Annotated in this window: 15 protein-coding genes; 6 read left to right on the forward strand and 9 right to left on the reverse strand. The window is 54.9% G+C overall.

The features are described 5' to 3' along the window. Window positions 1–55: 55 nt before the first annotated feature. Window positions 56–460, reverse strand: a complete 405-nt coding sequence (locus tag RCH10_RS25805; RefSeq protein WP_409054591.1) for a hypothetical protein — start codon at window positions 458–460, stop codon at window positions 56–58. After that, window positions 454–1,689, reverse strand: coding sequence for a DUF6361 family protein (locus RCH10_RS25810; RefSeq protein ID WP_409054592.1), 1,236 nt, complete (start codon window positions 1,687–1,689; stop codon window positions 454–456). The genes RCH10_RS25805 and RCH10_RS25810 overlap by 7 nt, the downstream gene beginning before the upstream one ends. Before the next feature lie 616 nt (window positions 1,690–2,305). Between RCH10_RS25810 and RCH10_RS25815 the strand changes: the two genes are divergently transcribed. Continuing rightward, complete coding sequence (locus RCH10_RS25815) at window positions 2,306–2,506, forward strand: hypothetical protein (RefSeq protein ID WP_409054593.1); 201 nt, start codon at window positions 2,306–2,308, stop codon at window positions 2,504–2,506. Between the two features lie 462 nt (window positions 2,507–2,968). On the opposite strand, the gene RCH10_RS25820 is transcribed toward RCH10_RS25815, so the two are convergent. Together RCH10_RS25820 and RCH10_RS25825 are read right to left on the reverse strand one after the other, a co-directional pair. Next, entirely contained in the window at window positions 2,969–4,105 is a 1,137-nt protein-coding gene (locus tag RCH10_RS25820) for a hypothetical protein (RefSeq protein ID WP_409054594.1), read from the reverse strand. Between the two features lie 48 nt (window positions 4,106–4,153). Beyond that, complete coding sequence (locus RCH10_RS25825; protein ID WP_409054595.1) at window positions 4,154–4,465, reverse strand: hypothetical protein; 312 nt, start codon at window positions 4,463–4,465, stop codon at window positions 4,154–4,156. Window positions 4,466–4,560: 95 nt separating this feature from the next. Here RCH10_RS25825 and RCH10_RS25830 point away from each other — a divergent pair, with 95 nt between their 5' ends. After that, window positions 4,561–4,983, forward strand: a complete 423-nt coding sequence (locus RCH10_RS25830; protein ID WP_409054596.1) for a hypothetical protein — start codon at window positions 4,561–4,563, stop codon at window positions 4,981–4,983. 756 nt (window positions 4,984–5,739) lie between these two features. Here the strand turns inward: RCH10_RS25830 and RCH10_RS25835 are convergent. Together RCH10_RS25835 and dcm are read right to left on the reverse strand one after the other, a co-directional pair. After that, the gene (locus RCH10_RS25835) at window positions 5,740–6,231 is read right to left on the reverse strand and encodes a very short patch repair endonuclease (protein ID WP_409054597.1); all 492 of its coding nucleotides are present in this window, start codon (window positions 6,229–6,231) and stop codon (window positions 5,740–5,742) included. After that, window positions 6,232–7,479 (reverse strand): DNA (cytosine-5-)-methyltransferase, encoded by a 1,248-nt coding sequence (dcm, locus tag RCH10_RS25840; protein ID WP_409054598.1) that lies wholly within the window; start codon window positions 7,477–7,479, stop codon window positions 6,232–6,234. A 165-nt stretch (window positions 7,480–7,644) separates the two neighbouring features. Between dcm and RCH10_RS25845 the strand changes: the two genes are divergently transcribed. From RCH10_RS25845 to RCH10_RS25860, 4 genes are read left to right on the forward strand one after another with little or no spacing between them, the layout of a single operon-like run. Continuing rightward, window positions 7,645–9,564: a DEAD/DEAH box helicase gene (locus RCH10_RS25845; RefSeq protein ID WP_409054599.1), complete on the forward strand. Its 1,920-nt coding sequence runs from the start codon at window positions 7,645–7,647 to the stop codon at window positions 9,562–9,564. After that, a complete protein-coding gene (locus tag RCH10_RS25850; protein ID WP_409054600.1) occupies window positions 9,561–9,989 on the forward strand; it encodes an EcoRII N-terminal effector-binding domain-containing protein in 429 nt (142 codons plus the stop codon). The genes RCH10_RS25845 and RCH10_RS25850 overlap by 4 nt, the downstream gene beginning before the upstream one ends. Window positions 9,990–10,002: 13 nt before the next feature. Then, on the forward strand, window positions 10,003–11,598 hold the full coding sequence (locus tag RCH10_RS25855; RefSeq protein ID WP_409054601.1) for an ATP-binding protein: 1,596 nt from the start codon (window positions 10,003–10,005) through the stop codon (window positions 11,596–11,598). A 7-nt stretch (window positions 11,599–11,605) separates the two neighbouring features. Further along, window positions 11,606–12,472 (forward strand): HNH endonuclease, encoded by an 867-nt coding sequence (locus RCH10_RS25860; RefSeq protein WP_409054602.1) that lies wholly within the window; start codon window positions 11,606–11,608, stop codon window positions 12,470–12,472. A gap of 148 nt (window positions 12,473–12,620) precedes the next feature. On the opposite strand, the gene RCH10_RS25865 is transcribed toward RCH10_RS25860, so the two are convergent. The 3 genes from RCH10_RS25865 to RCH10_RS25875 form a co-directional block, all read right to left on the reverse strand. Then, on the reverse strand, window positions 12,621–13,718 hold the full coding sequence (locus RCH10_RS25865) for a hypothetical protein (protein ID WP_409054603.1): 1,098 nt from the start codon (window positions 13,716–13,718) through the stop codon (window positions 12,621–12,623). Between the two features lie 23 nt (window positions 13,719–13,741). Beyond that, window positions 13,742–16,573 (reverse strand): ATP-binding protein, encoded by a 2,832-nt coding sequence (locus RCH10_RS25870; protein ID WP_409054604.1) that lies wholly within the window; start codon window positions 16,571–16,573, stop codon window positions 13,742–13,744. A 77-nt stretch (window positions 16,574–16,650) separates the two neighbouring features. Beyond that, the gene (locus RCH10_RS25875) at window positions 16,651–17,184 is read right to left on the reverse strand and encodes a hypothetical protein (RefSeq protein WP_409054605.1); all 534 of its coding nucleotides are present in this window, start codon (window positions 17,182–17,184) and stop codon (window positions 16,651–16,653) included. Between the last annotated feature and the right edge of the window lie 77 nt (window positions 17,185–17,261).

Here is a 17,261-nt window from a genome sequence, read left to right on the forward strand (position 1 = left end):
CTGCTCAAATAAACAGCAGGGTAGGTTGAACACCTGGCTCACTTTTAATTCGGCGCTACCCGCATAACTGGCTCATTTTCCGGTCGGCGCCAACAATGAGCCAGACCTTGGGATGGAACGATGCGTACGCGCCGTCCGCGCCATCCATCGCCATGCAAGGCACGAGCAGCGGTTCCAGCAGGGAAAAAAGCCGATTGAACTCGCCGGGTAAGTGGATGCAGCCGCTCTGGTGAAAGACCAGCAAACGTCCCTGCAACTGGTCCAAGCACTCCAACAGCGCCAGGCGCTCGCTCGAGATGTCTCCTTCGAGCGTCTGGTCCATGTGAAGGGCCAGGGAGGCCGCCACCAGGGCGCCCAGATCGAGGGAATAGGTCGTCGCGATGGCGATGTCCAGCTGGAACCCCTCGGGTGGCTGGAGCTCTTGGCCGTAGTCGAGGCGGTCGTCCTTGATGCTCAGCATGCCGCGGGTTCCGTGATGTCCTTGAGCATCCTGCGCGCGGTCTGCCAGCGGTAGTCCAGCGCTTCCATGCCGAACCAAGACGACGCCTGCTGCGGCCCACGCAGCAACAACGAGCGTTCCTTCTTGTTGCCCTTGGCCTGCGCCTCCACCAGGTCTTCAAGGAACCTCATGGGCTTGTCGGCACGCATCGCATCGTTCCAGGCAACCAGAAAATCCCGGGTCCGACCGCGCACCTTCAGCTGACCGTGTACTGCCGCGCTAAGCCAGACATCGGGCGCTTCGGCGTGGAAGAGATCGGCGGCTCGCGCATCCGCGCGCCAGTCCCGAAAGCGCGTGCGGGTTTCCTTGGCGAGCCGCGTGATCTCGAAGCGGCGCGCCATCAGGCTGTTGAACACGATGTGGGCGCCCTCGACCGCGCGGCTGAACTGGTCTGCGGCGGCGATCGTCTCGCGGCTTTGCGCACTCAGCGTTTTCTGGCCATGGGCCCACTGCGCAAAGGCGCCAAACCGGGTCGTCTCGCCGGACAGGGCACCTGCGGCAAGTCCGGACGACAGCAGCTGCGCCATAACGCTATGCGCGAGGCCCTTAGCGTCGCGGATGCGCGTCTCGAGGAACGCCGCTTCCTTCTTGTTTAGGTCGAGCGTCAGGGTGTCGCGCAGCGGCCCATGCGAGCTTGGCGGGCGGCGGACCTTGGTTTCGAACCGGTGGTCTGCGTCGTCGGCGCCATCGTCCGCCTCGACCCGGCCGTGGGCATGGTGATCACGTCGCCACTCGCGGCAAAACTCCGCCAGGGATTGCTTGGTATCCACGATTCCGAAGGCTCGAAGTCCGATCCAGTACGTCGACGACGGACGCCGCTCGACGCCGCCGGTGGCGACCGCCGTGTGACCAATGATGTCGGTCGGCGAAATGCCCAAGCGCTCATGATTTGCCTTAAGGACGCGGGCAAGATCATTCTCGGCACGCGCCAGGTACTCGGGCAATGGCTTCTTGCGCCTCTTCGCATCCGGGAGTTCGGCCCAGTCAAGCAGCAGCTTGGGGACCGCCAGGAAGTACCTCGCGCGGGTTTGAATGGTGGACAGGCCCGGAAACATAGCGTCCGAGAACGCGTCGCGGACCTGGCCAATGCCCAATTCATCCAGCGTGCCGGCCTCCTTGAGCAAAGCCAGCACGTCACGGACCCGATCTCGGTCATCGGACGAAAAATCAACCCATCCCAGGCGACCCAAGCTCAAACTCCTTGTCGCGGTTTAGCAGTCATGCGATGCACTCGAACCCAGGATCAATGGCTGGACGGTGAAGAGAAGTCTCGGCTTCAAGGCGGCATAACATGTCGCATCACGACAAACAATAACGCTATGATTATGACACAATCAGTTACACATCTGTGCCTTTGGGGCCGAAGCTTTTAAAGACGAATGTGCGCATTGGTCCGGTCGTGAAGAACGCTGTCCATACGCGACCAACGAATCCGGCGACGTCGCTATGCCTCAAGTCAACAAACGTATCCACACACCGCAGCAACCAAAAGCAATGGCGCAGAACTGGCAAGAGCGTTCTGATGTCTCCTTATAGCCGGCATGTGACGCAACGATCGTTTTTGGCCCGTTAGGCGCCGACCACAGGTAGCAGTCGAATGCGTAAATTCGATAACGTCGGCGACAAAGTTGTTCGAATGTGGCGCCAGCGCCACCATGTCCGGCCAAACAAACTAGTTATTTAACATAACGAATATTGTATTGCTGAGATTTGTCAACACCAAGTTCAAATGTCGCATTCCCAGCCAACTATAAATGTCGAAAAGATTGCGCCCCAAGGCTATCAGGCATGACAAATCTGCATTTCATGGAAACCGAAACCATCGATGCCCTTCGGCAGCAATTGCTTTCCGTATCCACTTCGACTTCTGTTTCAACCGGCCCATCAGGGGTCAGAATGAAGTATAACTTCAACGCTCGTGCTTTTGCGAATACGCCGGCGCAGGACCGACATTGCGCAACACGCCCAGAGCAACACGACACCGACCAAGTTAACGCATTTTCCTAAACTTTCGACCGTCATCAAACCACCGAGAATAAATGCGATAAGTGGATTCATCGATTTCAAAAACGCGCACCCGATCATCAGCGCGTCCTCTCCCCGATGGCAACCAACAAGTAGAGTCGCGCACCTTTCAAGCACCTTCAGAAGGACCGAAGGGCGGTCGTCCACACGACGTAATCGCGCGTACTTCAACCGATCCCAATGAAAGGTTGTTAGCTTTATTGGACTCCAATATATCCCCCTAAAAAAGCGATTGCGAGTTTAGGGAGACAAAACGCCTTAGCGCAGATGCGCTATTTGCCAGGCGCCGGAGTCGGAGCAGGCGGAGGAGAGTCGTCCGCAAATGACGAACCAACACCTCCAAAAAGTCCCAACACAATAAGAATTTTTGCGGTTAACCTGAATAACTGACTTTGCATATGCACCTCGCTCTTTTAGGGTTTTGACGACCAATAAACTCCCTGATTATTTGAAACTGTGATTACGAGAAAAGTCATGCGCAACCTTCTCCAGAACAGGTGAAATATCGCCTAAATTATTGATTCTTCCCCGTCTTAGTTTTCGATATGAATCGACTTGGCCGGTCATTCTTTCAAGAATCTGGTCAGTGCGATCTTTATAGACGAGAGCAGCAAAAATGCGGTTAATCATGATCCATGCCATCGAATCAAAGTCGAAGTCGGAATCGGAATCGTGAAAGCGATTCCCTTTCGGTTCTAAATATTGCTGCTTTTCTTTTAAGATTATAGCAGATTCGAGTTTAGTTAAAGCCCAACTATCTGCCGCCGACTCCTTGGATTCTTGGGTAACGGATAACCCCGGACTTCTACTTTGACCTGCGCATATGAAGGTTCCAACCGAACCAACGTCGCAATTGGCAATATGACCAATCTCGTGCAGAACTACAGAATATATCATTGCTGTCTGTGCGCCTTTGAAATACTGGAAGTAAAATTCTTTCATTAGTTCAGTGGATTTTTCCTTGAGATCGCTGCTGCGCCGGTACTCATTCAGAACGCCTTCTTTCCAGCCCATGCCCCGGGTAAACCATGTCTGGAAAGCTTTTTTAGAAGCTGCAGATTGCAAATCGCAAGCTGACGTTTTTAAGCCGTTATTCAACGCAAAAAAGACATATTCGGCGGTGCAAAACTCCTTGTAGGATTCATCAGAACGATCCTGCTCAACAACCTCTCTGAGCCTTGCCAAATACCTTCTTAGCTTAATATCGTCAACGGGTGAATTGGCGTAAAATGCTGGCAGGGAAAGGTATATAAGCGCTCTATGCAGGTCTCCAAGATACATGATGGTACGCAGACAGAGTCGGATTTCGGCTTTATTTAATTGCCAATTAATGGTCGTGTAAGCTAGTTGTCTTACGTCTGAACATGTTCTCTTGTTGATGGTGCCCTCCCAGACTATGACAATGTTTTCAAGCATTAAAGATTCACCTGAAGATAAAACTGTCTTTAAGTGATCTTGCATGAACGAGATTTCAGAAGAATTGAGAGGAGAATCCTTTACATTTGACCATTGTATAAACGCAGTATACGGCGCTGTGGTACCCGATACTTCCCACTGACGTGCTTGGATAGTCGAAGTCATTTGTAATCCAGCAATGCACGCTATTGCCAGTATAAAAAGCTTCATTTATTAGTCTGGCGCAACATTCGCCTTTAACAGTCTTAATATGCCAAGTTGGTCGAGTGCTTTGGATTTTTTATCAGCCAAGCCTTTAGACTGCTGGATATATTTTGCCATCAGCTGCTCGGCAAAGTCGAGTGCCGCGATGACTTCTACTGAAGTTGCGGCGCCTGCTAATCCAGAAATCCGGAAAACCGCGCATGTACTGCGTCTCGGCGGTTCAGCTGTCTGTCCATTTGAGCCACTTGGCAACATTGTGAAGCTGGCGCCTAATAGGAGCAGTTGGTCTCGCCTTTTTAGTACTTTAGTGACATCGAACATTTTTCTAACCCGAAAGGTGAACAATGGAAACTCTTCCGCCACAATCTGCGCGTACGCAATCTACATCCTCGGCGGCAGCGAGGGAACGACTGGTAGTGCTCGCTATCGCTGTGGTCTTCGCTCTGGCGCTAGGCGGCGCATTGTTAGAAAGCATCGTTTGGTATCGATCACAAATTGCAGGGCTGATCTCATCAACAAAAGGTGATTGGCAGGCGGGAGCGGTACTATTGGCGCTCTTCTCAAGTTACGCGAAAAAGCAGATCGCCCTTGTTTTAGCATCAGTGTTAGCGTTGCTCGGACTCGGTCTTAGCCTCCACGCGATGAAAGAGTCGTCTCAAGCTGAAATAGCCGGCGGCGCTGGTTTCAAGTTAAGTTTTGCTACTTTCTCGCCAGGTATATGTGCGTTTCTTACCGCTGGCCTGATCGTTCTAGCCGTGGTTTGGAAGGATGACAAGTTTGAAAGTGCATCTCCAACGGGCGATACGAGCTCGCCCACGCCCCCTGCGCCGACGCCATGATGGACCAGCGCTGTGGCCATGTCAATAATGTGAATTGGTTATGCCGTTCGATGTACGTACATTCTGAATGGTGCGCGTTTGACCAAGGATGTACTTAACCTCCTCGTCCTATTCGAAAAGTACTTTGGGAATCAGAACAGGCCGGTGTTCCGCAACGTATTTTTGCGGTGCCCAGCCAAGATTGACCACGGGCGGTTAAAACCACGTCCGTGGATCCCACGACTAACCGTTCATATCGCCTTATCGCCTTCGGCACCATTGCAGCGCGGACCTCTCGTTTGACGGCAACAGTGCTGTGGGCTGCATCAATGCCTAAGTCGGCCATGACTTCCCAAGTGTCTTTGCAGCAGCGTGCACCGCGCTGGGCAGGCTGGCAAGTCAGCCTTTCTCTCTATGCCACGCTGTCTGGCGAAGATGGCAACAGACTAGGCCCTGCGTTGCAGGACGTCCAGTACGGACCTCCTGCCCCGTCGTCCGCACCTACGCCATGAATCCGGGACTCGTACTCTTCGCCTCGGAGGGATCGGGACCGGTCTTCCGCCAGCGGCCTCGCCAGTGAATGCAGGCACTGTCCGACGCCCGGCCAGATTCAGGAGCGAGAACGAAGGCCGGCCTTTCGCAAGCCGAGGCGGCCGCGCTGGTCTGGTGTTCCGAGATCACCCGGCGCCTGTAGGAGAAGAGCCCGGACGTGCCAGGAGCGCGTCGCATGCATCCGTGCTTCTGGTGGGAGTTCCAGCAGCGCATCAAAGACCGGCCTTAGGGTTTTCGTTGGGGAACACCGGGGGCGGGAATGACGCGTTCTGATCCCCTGAATTCACAGTCGTCGGTACCCGTCCGGACCCAGTTCCCGACGTTGACCGCCAGTTCGGCGAGATCTGTGGGAGGACGCCCGCGCATTGCGCACTCCCAGACGACGGCGCTGCGCCAGCCCAGCTCCGTCAACGCCTGCAACGAGCGACTGTCTCGCGCGCGGTTGGCGTCGATTTTTGTCTTCCAGAATTCGGCGTTGGTCCGTGGCAGCCGGAACAGCGGGCAGTCGTGTCCGTGCCAGAAACAGCCATTCACGAAGACCACCGCCCTGACACCGGGAAACGACAGGTCCGGCCGGCCTGGCAGTTTCCGGTTGTGCAGCCGGTACCGGAGACCCTGCGCATGCAGTGCCTTGCGCAGCACGAGTTCGATCTTGGTGTCCCGCCCTTTGATGCCGGCCATCATCCGGCTGCGGGTGGCTGCGTCGACGACGTCCACTCAGGCCAGCGTGAGCTGCGAGGCGTTCTTTTCCTGCTCGATGAGCGTAATGATGGCCGGCTTCATGGCCTTGGCGGCAGCTGCCATCACGGGCATGACCACCGAGTTTCCGAACTGCCGGTAGGCCTGTGTGTCACTCACGGGAATAATGAAGTCGGCGGGAAAGCCCATCAGCCTCGAGCATTCACGCGGCGTCAGGCGACGGGGATTCTTGCGTCCGCCCTGGGACAGCAGGATCTCGGACCCGTCCTTGTGATACCTCGCCGACAGGGTGCGCGTCACGCACGTTCCATCAACAAGACCAAAGCCGAAGCCGTTGCCGGCAGCCTTGTGTTTTGCCGCATATCCCTGAAGGTAGGCCCAGAGGTTGTCACTGAGCGTGTAGAAGTCGGCCACTCTGGCCTTCTTTCCGGAAGTGTATGGCTCCTCTGCCGCTTCGGTGCCATCTTCGGGATGCAGGATCGACTGCAGGCGGGGGCCATGGACTGGCAGCTGGACGTCGTCCCACCGGAACCCGGCATCCTTACGGAAGCCGGCTATGAGAATCCGCTCACGGTGCTGGGGCACGAACCGCTGTCCGTCAACTACCCGGTATTCGATGTAATACCCGAGCTCTTTTTCCAGCGTCTCCCTGATGATACGGAAAGTGTTGCCCTTGTCATGGCTGACAAGGTTCTTGACGTTCTCCAGAAGAAAAGCCTTCGGTCTCTTGGCCGCAAGAATTCTGGCGACATCGAAGAAAAGCGTGCCTTGCGTCTTGTCCTTGAAGCCGTGATCGCGACCCAGCGAATTCTTCTTGGAAACTCCTGCAATCGAGAAGGCCTGACACGGAAAGCCCGCCAGCAGGACATCATGGTCAGGGATTGTCTCTTCGTCAACCTTGGTGATATCGCCTTCGAAGTGGTGGTCGTGGGAAAAATTGGCCTTGTACGTTTTGACGGCGTAAGCGTTCCACTCGCTTGTGAAGACGCAGCGGCCACCTGCCATCTCGAAAGCCTTCCGGTTGCCGCCGATGCCCGCGAAGAGGTCAATAAAGGTGAAATCGGCACCGCCGTTGCCTGCTTTCCGTTTCTCGGCCATCAGGATTTCACGGATCTGCGGCAGCTCCAGTGCCGATGGGTGAGTCTCTCCCCGCTCCCAGCGGGCGATCGTCTTGGGGTCTACGCCCAGCCTTCCCGCCAGTTCCTTTTTGTTGAATCGCGTCTCTGCATCACGCAGGATTTCCAGAATCTCGGTCGCTCCACCCATCAGGCATCTCCAGTAGTCTGGGAAGAATAGCAGACAGAATGTCCGCCCGGAATTCCAATGTGAAATTTTGCAGATTTTGGGTCGCCGCAAAGCGGTCTTCCGCACAAAGCGCGGTGTCACCCTGGCTCCCCTGCTCACGTCTTCGTACATACTGATACGTATCTCATGTCCAACCCTGACGATCATCTGACCTCCACTGCAGGCGCGATCTGGGAATCCGATGGAACGCGGTTGAAGCTTCACCTGCCGTCCGGGGGCTTTGCTGAAGCATCCGCGGCCGATATTTTCAAAGCCGAATTCGGAAGATCAACCCCAAGCAGCCCGGAAGCGGGCCAGCGCCCGTCCTCGTGTCTGCCCGGGATGACCTTTTCCCGGGAAGCTGCGCCTGTCGCTTTGTGGGTCCGCGACTCTGCCGGGGCGGTGTACGCAGACATCGGCGTTGTCACGGATGCCGGCTTCGTCCCGCTTGAAACGGATGCAGACCAGCTTGTCTTCAAAGACCGCTGGTATCCGATCCATCTTTCCGGTCTAGCCGAAACGCGGGCGTGGGCGACCCGCCTGCAGATTGCGCCCGGGTTAATCACGGTCGGTGGACTTGTCGCGTTGCGGGCAGCCTCTGAGCGGCCATGCGAGCTGCTGGACGAGGTCACCTCCACTGCCACGTCAATGGCTTCTGCAGTTGCAGAAACGGCTCCACCTGAAGGGCTTGTGGCTGATCTCTACGCGTACCAGCGCTCAGGCATCGCCTTCCTGCAGGCAGTCGCGCAACAGGGGGTTGGCTGCATTCTTGGCGATGAAATGGGACTGGGAAAGACGCTGCAAGTCATCGCGCTGCTTCAGGACCAGCGCAACTCGAATCGCGGGCCGTCGCTGGTCGTTGCTCCTGCCACCCTTCTGGTGAACTGGCGCCGCGAGCTCAACAAATTCGCACCGGAACTGACTGTCCTGCTACATGCCGGGTCCGGAAGGGCTGGTATTGCCGGCCGTCTCGGCCAAGAGGACGTCACGCTTGTTTCTTACGAGACCGCCATCCGCGACGAAGCGCTGCTGTCGGCCATCGCATGGAACGTCCTCGCGCTTGACGAGGCCCAGAACATCAAGAATCCGGAGGCGCTGCGCACCTTGGCCGTCAAAGGAATCCGCAGGCGCGTCTCCGTTGCGGTGACCGGAACGCCAATGGAAAACACACTGGACGATCTCTGGTCCATCACCGATTTCGCATTGCCGGGATTGCTGGGCTCGCTTCAGGCTTTCAAGTCCAGGTTTTCTGATGCGGAGCCGGACGCGGCGCGCCTCGCTCCTGTCGTCGCACCGGTGCTGCTGCGAAGGCTCGTGGCGGATGTGGCCAAGGACCTCCCCCAAAAGATCGAGATTCCCCAAGCGCTGGAAATGCCAGTCCCGCTTGCGCAGGCGTACGACGAGCTCCGGCTGCTGACCCTGCAGGAATACGGACCTGCGGGGGCGCTTGTAGCAACGTCCCGGCTGCGCATGCTGTGCGCACATCCAAGCCTTGTCATTCCATGGGACGCAGACCCGGCACATGAGATGCCGAAGTACGCGCGGACGATGGAGCTGCTGGAAGAAATTTTCAGCAGCAACGAGAAGGCGCTCGTCTTTTCGACCTACCAGGGCATCGCGGACCTGTTCATGGCAGATGTACCGCGCCGTCTGCCGGGCAATTTCTACCGCAGCATTGACGGGCGTGTTCCGGTTCCGGAGCGCCAGCAGATAGTGGATGATTTCTTCGCCTATGAAGGACCAGGAGCGCTGTTCCTGAATCCCAAGGCGGCCGGGTCCGGTCTGAACATCACAGCCGCCAACCACGTGATCCATTACAACAACGAATGGAACCCCGCCCTGACCGCCCAAGCCTCTGCCCGGGCATTCCGTCGCAGACAGACCCGCCCCGTCACGATTCATCACCTCTACTTTCTTGACACGGTCGAAGAAGTGATACGCGACGCCTCGGGGTTCAAGCAGGCGCTCGCTGCAAATGCCGTTGTCGGCCATGAAGGCGATGCGAGCCCGCTGCAGATGGCCCGCGCACTCCAGATTTCCCCGCTCTCGAAACAGGATCGACGATGACAGATGAGATACGCAAGGTATTGAGCGCGAACGACACCGGAGAGACCGGTGCGCATCAGGCCGGCATCCTTGTGCCAAAGAACGAGAAGATCCTTTCCTTCTTTCCTGTGCTTGACCGCAACTCAATGAATCCGCGCATGACACTTGTCATGCGCGAAGAGGATGGCACGCGCTGGGAGTTCAACTTCATCTACTACAACAACCGCCTCTTCGGATCCGGCACCCGCAACGAATACCGGCTGACAGTCATGACGAAGTATCTACGCGCCGCCAATGCCAAAGCCGGCGACGTCCTCGTTTTCAGCAAGGACACGGATGACTCTTTCAGAATCCGCCTGCAGCGCGCGGGCCGGGAGACGTCGCCAGTCAACGATGATGATGTTCTTGTGCTCTCGGGTGGATGGACAGTGATCAACCGGCGATAGATGGAAACAGCCCATGAATGAAAACAGAGTCAACGTTCCCCCGGACGTAGCGCGGATCAGTGAAGGCTTGCGTGACACGGGTTACGACTTCAATACGGCGGTTGCCGACATCATCGACAACTCGATCGCTGCAGGGGCCGCACTGGTGGATCTAAGGCTGGCGGTCGATTTTGGCGGTCAGGTGATCGTGTCCGTCAGCGACAACGGCAGCGGCATGGACCGCGACGGGCTCATCAACGCGATGAAGTATGGCTCGCCCAGGCGCGCTGACGCCAAGAGCCTTGGCAAGTTCGGACTGGGCTTGAAGACAGCGTCCACTGCTTTCTGCCGCAGGCTGTCGCTCATCTCGCGCAACGCATCCACGTCGCCTGCGATGCGTGCGACCTGGGACCTTGACCTGATGGCGTCGACCAACAGCTGGGATCTGGAAGTGACGGAACCTGCGAAGGCGGAGCTTGCCTTGCTGGATGCCGTTGCCCCGAATGCGCCGGGAACCGTGGTTCTGTGGGAGTCGGTTGACCGCTTGCTGGAGGGCTATCAGGACCCGACAGGCCAGCCGATGAAAAAAGCGCTGGTCCGGCTTGAACTGGTGTTGCGCGATCACGTGTCCATGGTCTACCAGCGGTTTCTGGATTCCGCGGACGAACGGGAACGTCACGTGACCATCAGGATCAACGGCGCCGAGGTCCAGGCGTGGGACCCTTTTTGCATTGCGGAGACGGAAGAGCCCGCAGCTCAGCATCTCCAGAAAGTGTCGCTACCCGGCGGCGCCAGTACATCCTTTCTGATCCGCGCCTTCATCCTCCCGCGCAAAGAGGAGTTCTCCAGCGACGAAAATCGCACAGCTGCGCGCGTGTCCAACGAGCGTCAGGGTGTCTACGTGTACCGGGAGAACCGCCTGATCCATGGTCCGGACTGGATGGGCATGTTCAAGCAGGAACCACACTTTTCACTGCTGCGCGTGGAACTCTCCTTCGATCACACGTTGGACGCCGCCTTTCAGGTCGACATCAAGAAGTCACGCATTAGCCTTAACGACGAGCTCTACGCATGGCTGCGAGACAAATTCCTGGCAGGTCCGCGGCGCGAGGCAGAGGTACGATACCGGCGGGGTGCAGCGAGCGTTGCAAAAGGCGCGGCGGCGCTGCTGCACACCTCGTCGAGCAACGTGATCCACCAAAAGGCAGCGGCCCTCACTACTGCAGCAGTGGCGCTGAATCCGTCAACTGGTGAAGTCACACTCAACAACAACTCCGGCGCTGCGAAATCGACCATCCGGATCGTCGATTCCAACGACTCCGGCCCTATTCACATCACTACTGCAAGTACGCTTGAGAACGGCGCCTTGTGGGAACCAACTATTGGCCGAGGAATGGCGGCGGCCGTCGCACTGAACACCGGACATCCGTTCTACATAAAGGCCTATCTTCCTAACAAAGAAAACACAGCCGTAATTCAAGCCCTCGACTATCTATTGTGGGCGCTCGCACAGGCGGAGCTCAACAACGTCAACGAGGCCAACAAGGAGGCCTTTGAGGAATTCAGAGTCGAGGTCTCAAGAAATCTGAAAAAACTCGTCGCTGATCTTCCGGACGCTGACATAGCCTGAACAATCTATGGCCCCGGGCTTCGATGTTGATGTTGTAAGAAGGCGGCTCGAAGGTCGCTTTGGGTTGGCGCTCGAATCGGCGCACGAAGAGTTCGACGGCGGAAACTTCGAAGTTCTGCGCCCACTCAATCTCGAAAAGGGTATTGGCTTCTCGCTCGTGCTTTCACGGACCCACCGGCAAGTCGAGGCAAGCTTTAGGGCTGACAATTTCGCTGGCGTGATGCTACGGAAAATGGCGGAAGCAGACATCGCTGCCAAAGTCCGCTTTGAAAGCATTCGCGAAAGAGCACAGTCCGTTGGCATTCAGGTTTACACCGCTATAAACGGGACCCCAATAAAAAGCAGCGCAGATAATATTGAGAGCATTTGGCGGACTGCGGAGGTCGACGCAATAAAGCGGCTGCCGTCTGCATATAGTTCAAACCTTGTTTTGGACAGTTTGGTAGAAGTATCGTATGTCTGCTTGAGCTTGACGCTCTCCCTATTGCCAGAGGACGAACTCGAAATTCCGACAGCTACGCACACCGACGGACTACCCGAAGGCGCGCTAATGCGAATCGAAGTTAACAAGTATGAACGCAGTGCCGTTAACAGAGCGACGTGCATTTCGCACTATGGAGCAGTATGCCAAGCATGCGGCTTCGATTTCTCGAGTTTCTACGGAGATGTTGGGGAAGGCTACATAGAAGTCCATCATCGCACTCCAGTAGCTGCTTTAGGTCCAAACTATGTCATCAACCCGATAACGGACCTAATCCCTGTCTGCAGCAATTGTCATTCGATGCTTCACAGGTCAAATCCACCCATAACTGTTGAGTCCTTGCGTAGCTCTGTATCAGGAAAAGCAGTCATGAACTGCAACAAAGTCGGGTAGCCGCCAAGCAGCGGGCGTCGGAGCTGCGCAAAACGGGGGCGTCCGGCGCAAGTTCGCGTAGAGGGTCAATGCCCACGAAGGCGCACAGTGCTTGGCCATCGAGCAAGACGCTTTCCAATTTATTGTGGGCTGGCCGCGCCGCTGTCAGCTAGTTAGGTTTTGCTCCGCACATGAGGCCGAGAGCGTTGACGTCAATATTGGGCTGACCTATCCGGCCAAGATAAGCTGCATACCGTTGAACCAGATTGGGCACAAAATGTGGGGCGACAGAAGCCAAACGATTTGCTAGCAACTTTTTCAAGCGTTCCGTAGGCAAGCTGCGCAATTCTTGAAAGTCGACCAGCCAAGGACCCTGTCCATTGCAGGGGGGCAAAAAATGACTGCTTGTAGCAAATCCCTGAGTTGCCAGCGCGTTCAACTTTTTGTTTGCACTTTCCTTTTTCTTCTGATCGCCTTGCAATAACGCACCGATTTCATCCCAATTGGGCACTGGTTTGCAGACGCACAATAGGATATGCTGGGGAATAGCATTTTCCATATTGCACCGTGGCGTCATAACTACTTGAATTGCATCATCTATCTTAAAGATGTCCCCTGTATCAAATCTATCAGCGTACAAAGCCGGAATTATATAAAACTCATCGGGGTGGTAGCTGCTAGGCGCCAAAGACATGCTATCGGCAATATGGGAAGCAGTTTGCCGCGCGATAATTCCGGCGGTCACTCCCTGATCATCGTTGCGCCACGAATTTTTCCATCTATTCCAGATCGATCGGTTAAAAAGCATCGCCGTCTCTTTAGAAATGCGCACCCTTACCTCCTGCATTGCGGACATCAGTCCAGCTTGCGAAGCAAAATCCTCCAAGATCTGCGCGCCACCCCCACCAGTTTTCTGCACTACCTTTATGTTTGAAAGTTTTACTTCGTCACTTACCTCATTAGGGTATCCGCTATATACAATAGCAGGGACCCCGACTTCGACTAAGAGTTGTGTCAATACGTCATTTCCAGTCGCATTATTGGCGAGATCTGCAATTTCACCGGTTTGGGGAAGTCTTAAATCAACCACCGCGCAATTGATGCGGACCTTGGATAAAATCTTTAAAGCGTCATTTCGGTTGGATGCGTAAATGGGGTCATATTTAAACGGTTGGTTTTCGGAGCGATTGAATTCAAGAATGTCTCTTTTCCAAGTATCAAGAGCATTCTCGTCATCCTCTACAATCAAGATATCGCACGTTTTCATGTATAAAACTATTCTTTAGTAGTCTATTTAGGAAGTGTTATCAAGAAACGCGTTCCTTGATCTGAATGCGCAATGGTCAAATCCCCACCACTCCTAAATATCGCCTCTCTGGCGATACTTAGGCCAAGTCCCGTTCCGCTGGGTTTTAATGTGAAGCCCACATCGAAGAGCTGATCACGGAACTCTTCTGGAATTCCCGCTCCGTTGTCTTCAACATAAAGAACTGACTTGTCTTCTCCTTTCACACCAGAGATAACAATCCGCGGCGATTTTATCTTATGATGAATAAGCCAGTAAATTGCATTATCTATAAGATTAGTTAAGGCGGTCGAGAGATCATTTGGGAATCCAGTGCCGGTCAGTTTCGAAACTTCGGGGGCCACTTCAAAACTGATGCTCGAGTCATGAAATTTTGTCTGAAAGAGATATGCAGTATTGCGAACCACGTCCACGATGGCATACTTTTCTGGATTTCCACGCCTTGCGCCCGACAAAGGACTCAACGCGTTAAAAAGTTGGCGGAGAGATATACTGCTCGCACGCATGCCATTTAAGATACGAGGTACTTCCTCGATATTTTCTAAAGCGACCTGGGTCCCATTGAAAATTGAAGGCCACCACTTCGATAAACGTGAAACCTCGGTCTCAACGAATGAAAGTGGTGTGTTGCCCTGGTGCATCACTTCGCCGATAATCAACCCCAAGGTCACCTGAGCTTCCAATTGTGCTTGACGATCTTCCAGTCGTTTCACATAGGCCGTGAGACGATCTGATTCTTTGCTTATAAGCTCCTCTGCTTCTTGCCTATCACCCTCAGGGATTTTGGCGAGTAGCATCTTCGACCACCCGAGCTGAACGCGGTCGTAAATATCACGAAAGCTGGCCTCCGTGCGGACATCTATTCCGGCGCTTATTCTAAATTTGCGCCGTCTGGGCTCAACAACCTCTGATAGCAAGGTAAGAATTAAGTTTTGCAGCCTGCGAAAGCTACCATTTTCTTCCAAACCCTCGCGACTGCTGCGCTCTACGAGCTGTGACGACTGCTCATCATCGACCATGATGATTCCTGCAATCTGATTGCGACCAATCTTCATTGTCGGATTCTGAACACGCTTGGCATCAAGTGTGAGCCAGTCGTTCTCTCCGTCACCATAGGGCCGCACGCGAAATCCTTCACGATAAATGGCAACTCCTGCTATTGAATCCAGCAGCTTACGCGCCTCCCTTACCCCAATTTTTCCAAACCCCGCCTTCTCCGCAGTGCTCCGAATGGCTTCCGCTTCACGATCAAAAATATTCAAGCGAACCAACACGACACCGCACGACTGTTCGAGATCTTCGCTCTGCGCAGGCACGGCGAGCTCGACTGGCTCAGGCTCTTGGCCAGCGCGCCGGATAGTCATTGTTCCGCGAAAGACGCCGGTTTCGTCAAACACTCCATCGACGGCGTAGTCGCAGGCTTCCAATATTGGAAACGGAGCGATCTCAAATGGATCATTTTCAGCAAATTGGTCGGAGGGAGAGCTTGGCAATCCAGAGCCCACTGTACGCATCAATGTACGCCCGTCGAATCCTGACGACTCAACGGTGCATTGGGAAAGGTCTAAGAAGATCTTGAAAGGAGGCCGGTCTGAGGATTGCACTGGGGAAATCAGGCGGCGCAGTTCCTGATGCAACTTTACAAGCTGATGCTCGTTCCATTCATCGCGAAGCCCGGTGACGGTAAGCAACGTTCCGGATGGCAGCGCGGTCAGGCTGCTCTCGACCTCGAAGGAGACGTCGTCTAGGTACTTGGTTTCTTCAAAGGCTTGCCAATCAATGACTGGAATTCTTGTGGTCTCGCTCGATTCGGTTCGTGGCGCGTTTTCAACTCGAACGCTTTCATTTTTTGAAGTTGATTCGAGCCCCAAGTATCGGCCTAACCGTGCAGCCGCAAATCGCCCTATCCCCTTTGAGCCTAGCAATGGACGGCCACTCAGGCTGTGTTTCCTATCTCGTTTATCACTTGTTGCAGGTTCCATCCACTTTTGCTGGATGTCAGTCAAACTCATTCCATGACCATCATCCAAGAAGGCGATTCGACCTTCTCCTGTCGTAAATGGCGGGTAAAACGTCACCCTTACGGTATTAGCGTCTGCATCGTAGCTATTTTTGACTAGCTCAATTACCGCAGCTTCAGGCCCACTAATGAGACGGTCGCCGATGGTTCGAATTAGTCGCGCCCGAGGTCTAAAACTTAATTTTATTGCCGGCCACGATTTTGGCTTTCCATAAGGCCAGAGTTCTCCAAGAGAGCTTACATCGACGCCAGACGAGCTATTGAGGCTCTCACTCTCAACGTACGCAGTTATCAAGCTGAGATCTGTTTCGATTAGCAGCGAGATTTCTGGCTCGCCCAGTACGGCATGTTCCAGCGCTTGCTTTATGCCCCTTTCAATATCCGATTTCTTCGAGATATCGCTCGCAAAAGCGATTTCAACTGCGAATGAGGCGAGTTGAATTGCAAGCAAATGTCTGCGAACAATGGGCTCGATTTCCGGGTCTCGGTGTAAGTCCGCCAACGTGTTCTCTGCGCCATTTGCAAATCCAATTAAAGCGGTTTGGAGCGAGTGAACGTCGTAGTTATCGTAATGCTGACCATCGATTTCGATGGGCTCGTAGTCTTCGGTGTCACCACCGTCAGCGCATCGAGCTTCGGCGAGCTGCAATGCCTGTGACGTCGCTGCCCGCGCAACGGCAGGCTCTGAAGAATCACCCGAGTAGAATTCTACGAAGCGCTTGGCGAACCGAATTACAAGAGCCACCTGTGCCCATCGGGGAAGGTCCTGAATTTTTTCTTGGTCGATGATGTCCATGCTGGTCATTGTGTACTAACGAAATCGCCTAATGGGTCCGCAGCCATGCAGGACGAGACCAAAGAGTTTTTTGTCTTTCAAGGTTTGATGCGGACTCGCTTGTTGCTGGCACGCATCTTGGCGTTATTCAGCGACGCACTCAACAACTCGTGCGTTAGTTGATGCGCTCTCTTTTCTTCCGCAAATATCTGATTGATGTCATCCAGTCGCTGCTGGAGTCCCTGTGCCTGCGATTTCGCCTGAACCAGCAGCCTCGACTCAACGCCAAGCTGATCCCGAAGTTCACGTTCTACCTGTTGTGCCTCCTGCTGTGTTTGCCGAAGCAGTTGACGCCCAGCCTCTAAGGTCTGCGCCGCAGCTTCCTCGCTCTGCATGCGCTGCTGGCGTTCCCGGGTCAGGCCAGACCCTAGTTGCTTGGCTTCCTGCCGAGCCCGGTCGACGTCCTCGAGCATCCGCCGCTCTTGTGCCGTGTGGCGGTCCACCGCGTCACGCAGATCCTGTTCGCGCACAGCCAGCGCTGCCGAGTGCTCATCGCGCAGTCGCTCGGAGACAGCCTGTGCATCGACCAACAGAGCATTGAGTCTCGCCATTTCCCTAGGGATGGTCTGCATAAGTCCACCGCAACATCTGCTTGAACGTTGACCACAGATGAGTCAAATCAGCCTTGGCACCAGTGGGTTCGAGCTCT

It is taken from the genome of Variovorax sp. GrIS 2.14, from assembly GCF_046115955.1.
In the GTDB taxonomy this organism is placed as follows: domain Bacteria; phylum Pseudomonadota; class Gammaproteobacteria; order Burkholderiales; family Burkholderiaceae_C; genus Variovorax.

What these genes read in the sequence shown, in the direction of transcription:
- RCH10_RS25820 (WP_409054594.1), bottom strand. Translation starts at nt 4,105, where the DNA reads ATGACTTCGACTATCCAAGCACGTCAGTGGGAAGTATCGGGTACCACA.
- RCH10_RS25860 (WP_409054602.1), top strand. Translation starts at nt 11,606, where the DNA reads ATGGCCCCGGGCTTCGATGTTGATGTTGTAAGAAGGCGGCTCGAAGGT.
- RCH10_RS25845 (WP_409054599.1), top strand. Translation starts at nt 7,645, where the DNA reads ATGTCCAACCCTGACGATCATCTGACCTCCACTGCAGGCGCGATCTGG.
- RCH10_RS25805 (WP_409054591.1), bottom strand. Translation starts at nt 460, where the DNA reads ATGCTGAGCATCAAGGACGACCGCCTCGACTACGGCCAAGAGCTCCAG.
- RCH10_RS25855 (WP_409054601.1), top strand. Translation starts at nt 10,003, where the DNA reads ATGAATGAAAACAGAGTCAACGTTCCCCCGGACGTAGCGCGGATCAGT.
- RCH10_RS25825 (WP_409054595.1), bottom strand. Translation starts at nt 4,465, where the DNA reads ATGTTCGATGTCACTAAAGTACTAAAAAGGCGAGACCAACTGCTCCTA.
- RCH10_RS25875 (WP_409054605.1), bottom strand. Translation starts at nt 17,184, where the DNA reads ATGCAGACCATCCCTAGGGAAATGGCGAGACTCAATGCTCTGTTGGTC.
- RCH10_RS25865 (WP_409054603.1), bottom strand. Translation starts at nt 13,718, where the DNA reads ATGAAAACGTGCGATATCTTGATTGTAGAGGATGACGAGAATGCTCTT.
- RCH10_RS25850 (WP_409054600.1), top strand. Translation starts at nt 9,561, where the DNA reads ATGACAGATGAGATACGCAAGGTATTGAGCGCGAACGACACCGGAGAG.
- RCH10_RS25870 (WP_409054604.1), bottom strand. Translation starts at nt 16,573, where the DNA reads ATGGACATCATCGACCAAGAAAAAATTCAGGACCTTCCCCGATGGGCA.
- RCH10_RS25815 (WP_409054593.1), top strand. Translation starts at nt 2,306, where the DNA reads ATGGAAACCGAAACCATCGATGCCCTTCGGCAGCAATTGCTTTCCGTA.
- dcm (WP_409054598.1), bottom strand. Translation starts at nt 7,479, where the DNA reads ATGGGTGGAGCGACCGAGATTCTGGAAATCCTGCGTGATGCAGAGACG.